At 62.8% G+C, this 12735-nt stretch carries 12 protein-coding genes; 2 read left to right on the top strand and 10 right to left on the bottom strand.

The window, feature by feature from the left end; all coding sequences use genetic code 11:
• Positions 1 to 28 precede the first annotated feature (28 nt).
• Positions 29 to 1627: a GMC family oxidoreductase gene (locus L4923_RS01250; protein WP_239361462.1), complete on the top strand. Its 1599-nt coding sequence runs from the start codon at positions 29 to 31 to the stop codon at positions 1625 to 1627.
• Between the two features lie 62 nt (positions 1628 to 1689).
• Here the strand turns inward: L4923_RS01250 and L4923_RS01245 are convergent, their stop codons facing one another.
• From L4923_RS01245 to L4923_RS01210, 8 genes are all read right to left on the bottom strand, one after another.
• Positions 1690 to 2127 carry an SRPBCC family protein gene (locus tag L4923_RS01245; RefSeq protein WP_239361461.1) on the bottom strand — a complete coding sequence of 146 codons (438 nt, stop codon included), beginning with the start codon at positions 2125 to 2127 and terminating at the stop codon, positions 1690 to 1692.
• Between the two features lie 9 nt (positions 2128 to 2136).
• Positions 2137 to 2970 carry a phosphoenolpyruvate hydrolase family protein gene (locus tag L4923_RS01240; RefSeq protein WP_239361460.1) on the bottom strand — a complete coding sequence of 278 codons (834 nt, stop codon included), beginning with the start codon at positions 2968 to 2970 and terminating at the stop codon, positions 2137 to 2139.
• Position 2971: 1 nt separating this feature from the next.
• The gene (locus L4923_RS01235) at positions 2972 to 4180 is read right to left on the bottom strand and encodes a Tm-1-like ATP-binding domain-containing protein (protein WP_239361459.1); all 1209 of its coding nucleotides are present in this window, start codon (positions 4178 to 4180) and stop codon (positions 2972 to 2974) included.
• A 10-nt stretch (positions 4181 to 4190) separates the two neighbouring features.
• Positions 4191 to 5078: an ABC transporter permease gene (locus tag L4923_RS01230; protein ID WP_239361458.1), complete on the bottom strand. Its 888-nt coding sequence runs from the start codon at positions 5076 to 5078 to the stop codon at positions 4191 to 4193.
• Between the two features lie 3 nt (positions 5079 to 5081).
• Positions 5082 to 6107, bottom strand: coding sequence for an ABC transporter permease (locus L4923_RS01225; protein ID WP_239361457.1), 1026 nt, complete (start codon positions 6105 to 6107; stop codon positions 5082 to 5084).
• Positions 6104 to 7609: an ABC transporter ATP-binding protein gene (locus L4923_RS01220; protein ID WP_239361455.1), complete on the bottom strand. Its 1506-nt coding sequence runs from the start codon at positions 7607 to 7609 to the stop codon at positions 6104 to 6106. Before L4923_RS01220 ends, L4923_RS01225 begins: the two co-directional genes overlap by 4 nt.
• Before the next feature lie 20 nt (positions 7610 to 7629).
• The gene (locus tag L4923_RS01215) at positions 7630 to 8649 is read right to left on the bottom strand and encodes a BMP family ABC transporter substrate-binding protein (protein ID WP_239361453.1); all 1020 of its coding nucleotides are present in this window, start codon (positions 8647 to 8649) and stop codon (positions 7630 to 7632) included.
• A 77-nt stretch (positions 8650 to 8726) separates the two neighbouring features.
• Positions 8727 to 9566, bottom strand: a complete 840-nt coding sequence (locus tag L4923_RS01210; RefSeq protein WP_239361451.1) for an SDR family NAD(P)-dependent oxidoreductase — start codon at positions 9564 to 9566, stop codon at positions 8727 to 8729.
• A gap of 111 nt (positions 9567 to 9677) precedes the next feature.
• On the opposite strand from L4923_RS01210, the gene L4923_RS01205 reads away from it, so the two are divergent.
• Complete coding sequence (locus L4923_RS01205) at positions 9678 to 11087, top strand: aminotransferase-like domain-containing protein (protein ID WP_239361449.1); 1410 nt, start codon at positions 9678 to 9680, stop codon at positions 11085 to 11087.
• A gap of 13 nt (positions 11088 to 11100) precedes the next feature.
• On the opposite strand, the gene L4923_RS01200 is transcribed toward L4923_RS01205, so the two are convergent.
• Together L4923_RS01200 and L4923_RS01195 are read right to left on the bottom strand one after the other, a co-directional pair.
• Positions 11101 to 11472: a cupin domain-containing protein gene (locus L4923_RS01200; protein WP_239361447.1), complete on the bottom strand. Its 372-nt coding sequence runs from the start codon at positions 11470 to 11472 to the stop codon at positions 11101 to 11103.
• Between the two features lie 115 nt (positions 11473 to 11587).
• On the bottom strand, positions 11588 to 12700 hold the full coding sequence (locus tag L4923_RS01195; RefSeq protein ID WP_275448189.1) for an ABC transporter substrate-binding protein: 1113 nt from the start codon (positions 12698 to 12700) through the stop codon (positions 11588 to 11590).
• Between the last annotated feature and the right edge of the window lie 35 nt (positions 12701 to 12735).

Here is a 12735-nt window from a genome sequence, read left to right as displayed (position 1 = left end):
GGGAAGCCCTCCTGCTCCGGCATAGATCATGAATGACAAATACGACTACATCGTCGTCGGCTCCGGCTCGGCCGGCTGCGTACTGGCGAACCGCCTCAGCGCCAACCCGGCAACGAAGGTCTGCCTGATCGAAGCCGGCGGCAGCGACCAGAGCCTGCGCGTGAGAGTTCCAGCTGGTATCCTCTCGCTCTACGGCAACCCGAACTACGACTATTGCTATTTCGGAGTGCCGCAGCCGCAGTTGAACGGCCGCCGGATTCCGGTCAATCGCGGCAAGGCGCTGGGCGGATCGACCTCAATCAATTCCATGGTCTACATCCGTGGTGCGGCTGCCGACTATGACGAGTGGGCAAGCCTTGGCTGTGCCGGCTGGTCCTATGACGACGTGCTGCCTGTCTTCAAAAGGCTGGAGCGTAATCTGCTCAATCAGGACAGTCGCTATCACGGCACGGAGGGCGAGCTGCTGGTCGACAATCCGCGCGATCCCAACGAGCTCTCGCGCATGTTCGTGGCCGCGGGCAAGGAAGCCGGCCTGCCGGAGAACATCGATTTCAACGCCGCATCGCAGTTCGGTGTCGGCATCTACAACGTGACGCAGGACCGGGGGCAGCGCTTCAGCGCCTTCACCGCGTTTGTCCGACCGGTTCTCGACCGTCCGAACCTGACGGTGCTGAGCGAATGCTCGGTGGAGACGATCCTTGTCTCAGACAAGCGTGTGACAGGCGTGAGCATCCGGCACAAAGGCACGCACACGACCCTGAAGGCGACACGCGAAGTGGTGCTTTCAGCCGGTGCCATCAACTCGCCACAGATATTGCTGGAGTCAGGGATCGGCCCGGCAGAAGAACTCCGGCGCGTCGGCATCTCGCCTGTCCATGACCTGCCGGGCGTCGGCAAGAACTTGCAGGACCATGTCGACGGCATGATCACCGTGCGCTCGTCGAGCCCGCGCACGCTCGGACTTTCCGTCGCCAACCTGCCCCGGATCCTCGCCGCGCCCTACAGCTATTTCGCGCGCCGCAAGGGGATGCTGACGACCAACTATGTCGAGGCCGGCGGCTTCGCGCGAACCCGCCACGCACGAGCCGAGCCCGACATCCAGTTCCATTTCGTGCCGGGCTATCGCAGCCATCGCGGCAGGCTGGTCGAGTACGGCCACGGCTACGCCATCCACACCTGCGTGCTGCGGCCGAAAAGCATCGGCGAGATCACGCTGGCACGCGACGGTTCATCAACCACCGCCCGGATCGACCACCGTTTCTTTTCGGATGAACAGGACGCCCAGGTTCTCGTCGAAGGTATCAAAATCGCGCGTGCGATCTTTGCATCGTCAGTCTTCGACGAGGTGCGAGGTATCGAGATGCTGCCCGGGAAGGATGTTCGTTCCGACGACGAGATCCTTGCCTATCTGCGCGCGGAGGCGCTGACCGTCTATCATCCGGTCGGCACCTGCAAGATGGGTGACGACGCCATGGCCGTTGTTGATCCGAAAACGCTGAAAGTGCGTGGCCTTGAAGGGCTTCGTGTCGCAGACGCTTCCATCATGCCGAAGCTGATCGCCGGCAACACCAATGCGCCGAGCATGATGATCGGCCAGCGCGCGGCGGATATGATCCTGGAATCTTGATCCAGAGGGATCGCTCCCGAGCGACCAACGTACCGCTCGGGAGCCCGCCTCAGACACAGTGGCTATTTGGCCAGATGGTCCTGCAGCGCTTTCCAGCCGGCCGCAAACACGTGGTCGGAGACGATCTCCACATACTTCCCCGCATCTTCCGGTTCCTCGTCGAAGGTCGCGACCCATTCCGCGAACGTGCGGTTGCCGTCGGTGATCGGAAGCAGCCGGATGGAGGCGACATAATTTTTCACCGGGAATGCCGGTTTCACGAAGCTGTAGGACAGCGAGTGCTCGCTGTCGCTGAGGGCAAGCAGTTGCTCGCGCACGTGGGCGCCGTCCTGGAGATAAAAGGAACGGATGGAGCCGACGGAATCGCTGCTCGCGCCGCCCTCGATCTCGCTTTTGGCGATCGCCGGATGCCAGGTCGGCAACCCGTTGAAGTCGCGCACCATCTTCCACACGGTTTCGATCGGCGCGTCGATCACCGCGCTCGCATAAGCCTTAGCCAAATTCCTCTCCTATTGTTGGACGACTACGTTCTTGAAGGCCTGCGTCTGCGCGACGAGGGCCTTTTCCACCGGCAGGCGTTCCATGCTCGATGCGCCATAGAAGCCATGGCAGCCGGGGCATTGCTGCAGGATGTAACGGGCATCCTCCGGCTCGGCGATCGGGCCGCCATGGCACAGGATGATGATGTCGGGGTTGATCGCACGCGCGGCTGCGGCGATGGCGTTGATCTCGCCGACGCAATCCTGGAGCGTAAGCGCCGTGTCGGCACCAATCGTGCCGCCTGTGGTCAGGCCCATATGCGCCACGATGATGTCGGCTCCGGCCTCCGTCATCGCCCGGGCATCCCCGACCGAGAAGACATAAGGCGTGGTCAGCAGGTCCTTGCTGCGTGCCAGGCGAACAAGGTCGACCTCCATCGCATAACCCATGCCGGTCTCTTCTAGATTGGCCCTGAACTTGCCGTCGATCAGGCCGACCGTCGGGAAGTTCTGGATGCCGGCAAAACCGATCTCCTTGAGCTGGTCCAGGAAAGGATCGAACTGGCAGAACGGATCGGTTCCGTTCACGCCGGCAAGCACCGGCGTGTGCTTGACCACGGGCAGCACCTCGCGCGCCATGTCGACAACGATCTCGTTGGCATTGCCATAAGCGAGCAGCCCCGCCAGCGAACCACGGCCGGCCATGCGGTAGCGGCCGGAATTGTAGATGACGATCAGGTCGATGCCGCCGGCTTCCTCGCATTTGGCGGAGAGGCCGGTGCCGGCGCCGCCGCCTATGATGGGGATCTTCGCCTTGATCTGCTCACGAAACTTGCCCAGCAACTGGCTTCGTTCAAATCTCATACTACCGACCTTTGCTGATTTCATTGAAGTGGCGGACGACTTCGGAACTGAATTCCGGCGCGTTGATCGCGTGCGGCACCCTGAGCACCTGGCGCTCTGCCGTCTGCTGGACAGTGCTCTCGATGGCGGCGAAGAGCGCCTCGTCGACTTCCGGATCGTGGAATGGCTGACCCGGAGCGTCGAGGAGCGACACGCCGCCCAGCGGCAGCAGGAAACGCACCGGACCAATGCTGCGATTCAGCCGCTCGCCGATCCATTTGCCCATCGCCACGTTTTCCTCCAGCGTCGTGCGCATCAGCGTGATCTGGGGATTGTGGATGTAGAGATTGCGGTTGCGGTATTTCTCCGGAACCGTGTCGATGCCGGCGAAATTGACCATATCGAGCGCGCCGCATGAGCCGACATAGGGCAAGGGCGATTGCGCCAGGAAGGAAAACCGGTCTTCGGTGGCCGGCAGGATACCGCCGAAAAGCAGGTCGCAGACTTCCGTGGTGGTGATGTCGAGCACGCCGGCCAGGAAGCCGGACGAGGCCAGCTTCTCCATCGACTGGCCGCCAATGCCGGTGGCATGGAAGACCAGGCATTCAAAGCGGTCGTGCAACTGTTCCACCACCTGGGTGACACAGGGCGTGGTGACACCGAACATGGTCAGGCCGAGCGCCGGCTTGTCTTCCTGCTCCAATTCCTGGCGATTGCGAGCCATGCCGGCGATCGAATTGGCGGCATTGGACAGAACGGTCCTCGATATCCGGTTGAGGCCGGCGATGTCGGTGATCGAGTTGACCATGGCGATGTCATTCGGGCCGACATAGGCGCTCACATTGCCGGCGGCGATGGTGGAGACCATCACCCTCGGCGTGCCGACCGGGAGAACACGCATGGCCTGCGTTACCATGGCAGTGCCGCCGGAACCGCCGAGGCCGATGACGCCGCCGACATCATCGCGCGAAAGGATGAACCGTTCGAAGGCTAAGCCCATGGCCGAAACCGCCGAACCGCGATCTCCCGTGAAGACGGCGTCCACGCCGCCGGGATGAAACCCCGCGACGGTCCTGGCGTCGATGTCGGCGTTGGCCGACGGCTTGTCGGTGGAAAGATCGACCAGCACCGCCGAAACACCCTGCGCCCGGATGATCCCCGCTACATAATGGAGTTCATCACCCTTGGTGTCGCAGGAACCCGCTACATAGACGGTCTTTGGAACACTCATCCCTTCCTCCTCAAACGCTTCTTTTCTTCATGCCGCGCAGCCCAAGACCGATCATCGCCAGCAGCGTGATGGCATAGGGGGCAATGTCGGTGATCTGGTTGGGCAAGCCCTGCCCTTGCAGCCGCAGCCCGACGGCGTCGGCGAGCCCGAAGCCGAGGCAGGCCAAGGCGATTCCCAACGGATGGGCACGGCCCAGCATCACAGCAACGACCGCGATCCAGCCGCGCCCAGCCGTCATGTTCTCCGCGAAGAGCGCGACTGAGCCGAGCGCCAGTTGCGCTCCGGCGAGGCCACACAAGCCACCAGCCAGGATGACGATCGCCGTCTGGTAGCGGCTGACATTCGCGCCCATCGCTGCCGCAGCCGACGGCACCTCGCCGATGCCGCGCAGGCGCAGCCCCCAAGGCGTACGGAACAGGTAGATGTTGAAGACGAATATCAGCAGCCAGGACAGATAAACGAGCGCGTTGTGCCCGAGGATCGCTCCCACGACAGGAACATCTGCCAGCCCTGCAATGACGAATTTTGGCAGCGCGGTGACCGCCGGGTCGACCAGCGTGCCGGTCACACCGAAGATCGCCCCCAGCAGATAGGTGGTGAGGCCGGCTGCCAGCAGATTGAGCCCGATGCCGATAACGATCGGGTCTCCGCCGAGACGTGCACCGCCAAGTGCCAGTGGGGAGGCAAAGACCGCCGTGCACAGAACGGCTGAGAGCACCGCCAAGACCGGCGAGCCGAAGGCGACGCTGGTCGCGACAGCCACGAAGGCGCCGACCAGCATCTTGCCTTCCAGCGCGATGTTGAACACGCCGGCGCGCTCGCATAATGCGCCGGCCATCGCGGCCAGCAGCACCGGCGTCATCAGATCGAGCACTTGCGAAAGCAGCATGTTGAGCATGGCCTATCGCTTCCTGAAAAGGATCGGCCGCGCGGCGAGGCACAGGATGATCAGTGCCTGCAGCACCCATGTGAGGACCGCCGGCAGCCCGAGCGCTCGCTCCATGGAAAAGCCGCCGACCTGGAGCGCGGCGAAGAACACCGAGGCGACGATCGTCGCGATCGGGCTGGCCATGGCAAGAACAGCCGCCATCAGCCCGGACCAGGTATAGCCGGGTGCGAGCAAGGCGCCGTCGGTGAAACGGTATTGCTGTCCGAGGATCAGCAGCGCGCCGACCAGTCCAGCTAGCGCGCCGCTGAGGAATGCTACCCTTTGTGTCTGACGTGACAGGTTCACGCCCGAATACTGGGCGAAACGGGCATTGAGACCGGTCATGCGCCATTCGAAGCCGTTCACGCCGCTTCGGTCGTTGACCACGATGACGATAGCGACGACTGCCATGACGATCATGGCCATGCTGACCGGCAGGTCGAATATATGCGCGGGCAGACGGGCACCGGAAGCGACACGGTAGGTCTCCGGCATGCCGGTGGCAGGATCGCGCAGCGGATAGCGCACGAGATAGGATGTCAGGCCGCGGGCGATGTAGCTGAACAGCAGGCTTGCGATCAGGAACGGGATGCCGAGGCTGAGCTGCAGGATGGCGGCAAGCCAGGCATAGAGCCCGCCGGCACAGATCGCGGCTGCCAATGCGAGGACTGCCCGCGCGACGCCGGGGACAGGCACGTAGAGCGCAACCAACGCCGCAGCGAGACCACCGATCAGCATCTGCCCGTCTCCACCCAGATTGACCAGCCCTGCCCGCAACGCAATCGCTGCGGCCAATGCCATACCGACCAGCGGCACTGAGCGGGCCAGCGTCTCATCCAATCCGCGTCCTAGAACCGCGCCTTTGGCTATCTCCAGATAGACCGAGATGGGATTGGCGCCGGTCAGGCCGACGACAAGTCCTCCGAGCAAGACCGCGGCCACGATGGAGAACAGGATTGCCGCCAGGCGGGATTTCGTATCGAGAGCCGCTGCGATCATCTGGTTTCCGCGCCCCCCATCATCCAGCGGCCGACAGTCTCCTCGTTCATGTCGCTTCCGGTGAGCCTGGCGTTGATGCGCCCCTCGAACATCACGAGAATTCGATCAGAGAGAGCGAGCAGCTCCGTCAAGTCGGATGACACCACCAGGATCGCCCGGCCCTTGTCCCGCTCGGCAATCAAGGTCTGGTGGATGAATTCGATGGCGCCGACATCGACGCCGCGGGTCGGCTCCTCGACGATGATCAGCGGCGAGCCGTGTTCGACTTCGCGGGCGATGACGACCTTCTGCATGTTGCCGCCTGACAGCGAGCCGATCGGCAGTTGCTCGGAGGCGGCCTTGACCCGGAAACGTTCGATCAGCTTGCGCGCCTGGGCACGGATAGCGTCCTTGCGCAGGAACCCCTTGCTGGAAGCGGCTGCATGGCGATGCGTGCCGAAGACGATGTTCTCGGCGATCGAGGCTGCCGGAGCCGTGCCGGTCAGATGCCGGTCCTCCGGCACGTAGGAGATACCGGCAGCACGACGGCGCGCGATCGGAAACCTGGAAATGTCCTGATCGCCGATGCTCACGGCGCCCGTAGCCGACTCGAGGCCCATGACCGCCGAGATCAGCTGAGGCTGCCCATTTCCTGAAACACCGGCTATGCCGACGATCTCACCAGGGCGGACATCGAAGGAGACTGCGTCCACGATCGTGACGCCTGCCCTGCGAACGGAGAGCTCCTTGACCGAGAGCATCGGCTCGGCATCGGATGTGACCTTGGCGGCGATCGTCGGCGGAACGTTCCGACCGACCATTGCCTTGATGATCTCCGCCTCGCTCGTTTCCTTGGTGACCAGGGTGCCGGAGACGCGGCCGTCACGCATGACAGTGATCTGGTCGGTGATGGCGATGACTTCCGGGATCTTATGGGTGACGAGGATGAGGGCCATGCCCTTGCTGGCCAGCTCACGCATGGCGGTGAACAGGCCATCCCGTTCCTGCGGCGTGAGGACGGCCGTCGGCTCGTCCAGGATGAGGATGCGAGCCTCGCGCGACAGTGCTTTCAGGATTTCCAGGCGTTGACGTATGCCCACCGCGAGATCGCGAACCCGGCTGTCCGGGTCGATTTCCAGGCCATGTCTGGAGCCAAGACGCCGGACGAAATCGCGCGCGGCGTCAGCGGAAACCAACGGTCCTCGCCTGGGCTCGTTCTGGAACACCAGGTTTTCCCAGACCGTCAGGTCGGGAAACTGCCTGAATGTCTGGTGGACCATGCCGATACCGGCGGCGATCGCCCCGAGCGGATTGGTGAAATCCATGGCTTTGCCGTCGACCAGGATTTCACCGGCGTCGGGTTTCAGCAGGCCGTAGAGGATGTTCATGAGGGTGGATTTGCCCGCCCCATTCTCCCCCATCAGCGCATGGATCTCACCGCTGTTGACCGACAGGCTGATCCCGTCATTGGCAACGACGCCGTCAAATCGCTTGGTGATGCCCTTCATCTGGAGCAAGGTCATCATCGCGCTCCGAGGTCGCGTTATTGCGCCATCGGATCGGGCACGGTGATTGCGCCCGAAACGATCTTCGCCTGGATGTCCTTGAGCTGGCCGATGACGTCGGGCGACTCGGCGATTTTGCAACCGGAAGAGGCGACCGCTTCGGTGGTGGCGACCAGTTCCAGACCACCCTCGGCGAGACCGAAGCTGACCACGGGCTTGGCCGATCCCTTCAGGATGCCGTCGATGGTGGCGGGCAGAACGACGTCCACCTTCTTCAAAGTGCTGTCCAGGATGGCGCCGGGCGCATCGCCACATTGATTGACGTCCAGACCGATCGCCATTGCGCCAGGCTTATCGGCCACCGCTTTGAAGACGCCGCCATTGCTGCCGGCGGCAACCGCATAGATGCGGTCAGCGCCATTCGACAGTTGCAGGGTTGCCTGCGTCTGCGCCCGCACCGGATCCTGGAACGGATTGTCGCCACCGATCCATGAGGTGGGCAGCACGTTGATATCAGGACGGGCCGCCTTTGCGCCAAGCCCGAAGGAATCCGTGTAGCGATGCAGGAACGGGATATCGAGCGCGCCGATCACGCCGACCGTCTTGCTGGCCGAGGTCAATGCAGCTTCGGCTCCGGCCAGATAGGCGGCTTCCTGTTCGCGGAAGACCGCGCAATAGACGTTCTTCGGTGCATCCGGAATGCAGGTGTCGACGATGACGAAATTGGTGTCCGGGTATTCCGGCGCCAGATCGGCGATGATGTCGCCGAACTCGAAGCCCATGACCGCGACGATCGAAGCCTTCATGTCGATCGCGGCCTGGACATGCTGCCGGCGCGTGGACGGATCGGTGCCTTCGAAGATCTTGGCCTTGGCGCCTTGATCGGCGGCGGCCTTTTCGATGCCGGTCTTGCCGAGACCGAGGAACTTGTTCACACCGATGCGGCTTGGCGTGACCAGGACGAACGAATTGTCTTCAGCACGGACCGGAACGGAAGCCGCGGAAAGGGCAAGCATCGAGCCCAGGCAGAGATGCAGGAATTTGCTGGCAGTCGTCATTTTTGAACCCCACAGGCAAGCATGAATGTTGCAACGGAACGCACGGACATGCCGCGTAGTCCGCCAGGGAAATCGCCTCAATACGGCGTATCGCCGCCATCGGTGTTGATGGACTGGCCGCGAATGATCATGGCGTCGTCGCTGAGCAGGAACGAGATCGTCCTGGCCACTTCGACCGGATCGATGTGCCGGCGCAGTTGCGAACTGATGAGCTGTTCGAACACGTCGTCGGGGGCCTGTTTGACCAGATCGCCATAAGCGACGGCGACCTCGCGCAGCATGTCGGTCGCCATGCCGCCGGGGCAGATACAGTTCACATTGATGTCGTTGGGGGCGAGCACTTCCGACAGCACCCGCGTGAAATTGATCATCGCCGCCTTGCTGGCGCTGTAAGCGAGCGACTGGGTATGGCCCTTCTTGCCGGCCTCCGACGCGACGTTGACGATCGCACCCTTGATGTCCTTCGCGATCATCGCCTTGGCGACGAGGCGCGACGCTTCGAATGCGCCGAAGACGTTGATGGCGAAGACACGCTCCCAATCGGTCCAAGGCGTTTCAAGCGGATCGACGTGACGGACGATGGCTGCACAGTTCACAAGACCGTCGATGCCGCCAAGACGCTGCTCGGCCTGATCGATCGCGGCCCCGATCGAGGCGGCATTGCCGAGGTCGACCACGACAGCTGTGATGTTGCCACCGCCCTTGTTGAGATCGGCGATCGCTTCGTTCAGCGCCTGTTCGCGCACGTCGCCGATGACAACCGACGCGCCTTCCACTGCCAGCAATGCTGCCGCAGCCTTACCGGCACCACCTGCACCGCCAAGAACGAGATAGCGCTTGTTTGTATGCGAACGTGTCGGCACAACCTGGCGTACAGGCAGCGGGCGATGTTCGCCCCTGGTGGCAAAAGAGCCCATATCTCCTCCCCTTGGACCTCCAGACCGAGGCCTCTTATCCGTTTCCCGAAAGTGAAATTGCTCTACTGGGCGGCATCTGGCAAAGTCCACTTGTCGAGAAGTGGACCACGCATGAACAGGATTTCACCCGCGCGTATCAGCCGGCTCATCGGCGGTTGGCAAACGACCGAAGGCAAGGTCACCCAACAGCTCAGCCTGGCGATCGGTCGATTGATCACGGCAAGGGAACTGCCGGCCGGCGCCCTGATGCCGTCGGAACGGACGCTGGCAACCGCCCTTGCGGTCAGCCGCGGATCCGTCGTTGCAGCCTACGCGTCACTGCGTGATGCCGGCGTGCTCGACAGCCGCCATGGCAGCGGTCATCGCATTATTGCATCGGCGAATGCACCCGGTGTCGCGCACACGCGCCTGGCGGGCGAGATGCAGGCGCTGCCTGAAGACATCGACATGACCAGCGGCGCCCTACCGCCGTCTCCCATCCTGACCGAGGCACTGGCGGCGTTGCGCGGCGCCGATCTGGCAAGCGTGGCTTCCGGCCTCGGCTACGATGCATCTGGGTTGCCGGCACTGCGCTGGGCCGTCGCGCGCTATTACACGGACCTGGGTTTGCCCACCCATTCCGATAACATCCTCATCACCAGCGGCGCGCAACAGGCGGTGTGGCTGCTGGCCAACGCACTGGTCGATGCGTCGGACGCGGTGATCGTGGAAGATCCCGCCTATCGCGGCTCGCTGGAGGTCTTTCGCCGCCGCAACGCCCGGATCGTTCCAGTCGGCATCAGCGCTCATGGCCTGGACATGGACCAGCTTGAACGAGCTTTAAGGAACCGGCCGAAACTGCTTTACCTGTTCCCGGAAGTGCACAATCCAACGGGAAGGTCGCTCGACGATGCGAGCCGCCGCGATCTGGTCGACCTGCTCGATCGCTACCCAACTTTCCTCGTCGAGGATGGCGCACAGAACGAACTGTCGACGATCGCCGGGGCAACGCCGAGGCCGATCGCCGGCCAGGCAACGTCCGACCAGATCGCCACCATCGGCACGCTCACCAAACTGTTCTGGGGCGGCATCCGCATCGGCTGGATCCGCGCAAACCCGCCGATGATAAAACGGCTGGCAAGCTTCAAGGCGGTCAACGACCTCGGCTGCTCGATGTTCGACCAGCACCTTGCCGTCGGCCTGCTCGAAAACATCCAGGAGGCGCGGGCGTATCGGCACAAGGAGATCAGCAGCCATCTCAAGGCCGCCGAAGACCTCATTTCCGAACGGGCTCAAGGCCGTTGGCATTGGTCGCAACCCGCGGGCGGTACCGCCATGTGGATTCACATGCCCGGCGTCGACACGGTGTCGCTTTGCCAGGAGGCACAGCGACACCGCCTCCTGCTCTCTGCCGGGCCGGGCTATTCAGCGCAGGAAAATTTTGGCGACTTCATTCGCCTGCCCTTCGTGCGCCCGGCCGAGACGATGCAGTTCGCGATCGAAACGATTTCCGACCTGGCGCAGCGAAGGACCGCGGCCTAGCGAGGCGACCCTCCTACTGTTCTAGATTGACGTAGGATTCCGGGAAGAAGCGCGGCGTGCACAGGCAATAGAATTCCAGGTCGACCGAACCGGTATTTTCGATGCGCTGCGGAGCCTGCGCCGGTATGACCGCCTGATCGCCCACCATCAGCTTGCGCCTGACGCCGTTGACCTCGAGCATGCCTTCGCCTTGGCGAACAATGTAGCGCTCGATCACGCCGGTGAGGCTGTGCAGTTGTGTGGTCACGCCAACCTCGACGCGTGCGACGGCCAACGAGGCTTCCGGCGACGCTTCCGTGTTGTGCAATTCAGTGATGTAGCAGCGCTCGTCAGTCCAGAACTCGCCCTTGTCGTTGGCGACAACGATCTTGTGATCTTCAGCCAAGGTTTTTCCTCCTGGTTGTTGGCAGGCCGAAGGAACCGATCGGCTTCGCCGTCCGCAAGGTCCACTTTGCGGGAAGTGGTCCCACGTCTCTTCCCGGAGATTCCACGGCAGGGGATCAGTCAGTGCGAAGAACCCTGAATTGCCGGGGCTGCGAAGGAGCACGATCTGCGATCTGGACCGGCGCCCAAGCCCATTGCCAAACGCTGATGCCGGGCACGCGAGAGAAACGAATCTGCCCGCGAGTGCCTTCAATCGCGACGTGTTGCCAGGAGTCGGCAATGGATTCCCGGTCTACGCCTCGAGAACGAAATATCTCAGCGAGAACGGCGATCGTGTCGTAACCTTCGAAAGCGACGAAGGAAGGCGCTTCGCCCAATCGTTGACGAAGAGACGCCTCCGCACGTGTTCCAACCGAACTGAGACGCTCGGGCAAATAGCGCAGGAACGGTATCTCGGCACTATCCCGCTCCAGCAATCTCACAAATTCGGGAAATTCCGGCTGTCCGGCCGGTGCGCCGATCATGATCTCAGCGAGACGCCGATCATTGCGGACCGCTTTGACGATGGAGCCCACCGGTTCTGGAATGCCGGCCAAAAGAAGCAGCGCAGTCGCGCGATTGTCGGCGAGTTCATCGCACAGCGATTCAGGGGTAAGCGAGCGCATTTCGAGCTCGATGACGGTGCCGCCTCCGCGTGTGATGTGGTCGCGCAGAATGCTGGTTCCCGCTGCCCAATAGACGCTCTGGTCGACAGCGGCGGCAATGCGCCTGTGGCCTGCACCAAGAAGAAAGTCGGCGTAGATCCGCCAGCCCTGGGACTGCGCCGGCGCGAGACGTGCCACCCATTTCGTAGGCTGTTCTGTGAGCGCGTCGAGCACCGCTGACGAGCAGAGGAACGGCAGGCCGAGAGCACCAGCCCCGGCAGCGGCAGCACGAGCGACGACGCTGTGATATTCGCCGGTCAAAGCGACCACACCGAGGGCAGCCAACTCGTCTACGGCTGCCGTAGCTTTCTCAGGATCCGCCGCAGTATCTCGGACCACCAATTCAAGGGGTCTTCCCGCAATTCCGCCGGCTTCATTGATTTCATCGGCGGCCAGTTGAAGTCCGGCGAGCAGATGGCGGCCGGCGTCGACCCAGCCCGGCCGGCTCAATGGGGTCAAAGCGCCGATCAGGATAGGCGATGTGTCGGCTGGCTCTGCGGAACTAGAGAATAGCGGCTTTCTCATGCAGTGGCGTGTTACGGATGTAAAATCGGTTCCGA

The sequence above is a fragment of the Terribium retamae genome (assembly GCF_022347545.1).
Classification (GTDB): domain Bacteria; phylum Pseudomonadota; class Alphaproteobacteria; order Rhizobiales; family Rhizobiaceae; genus Mesorhizobium; species Mesorhizobium retamae.
This window is presented reverse-complemented; position numbering and strand designations above follow the sequence as displayed.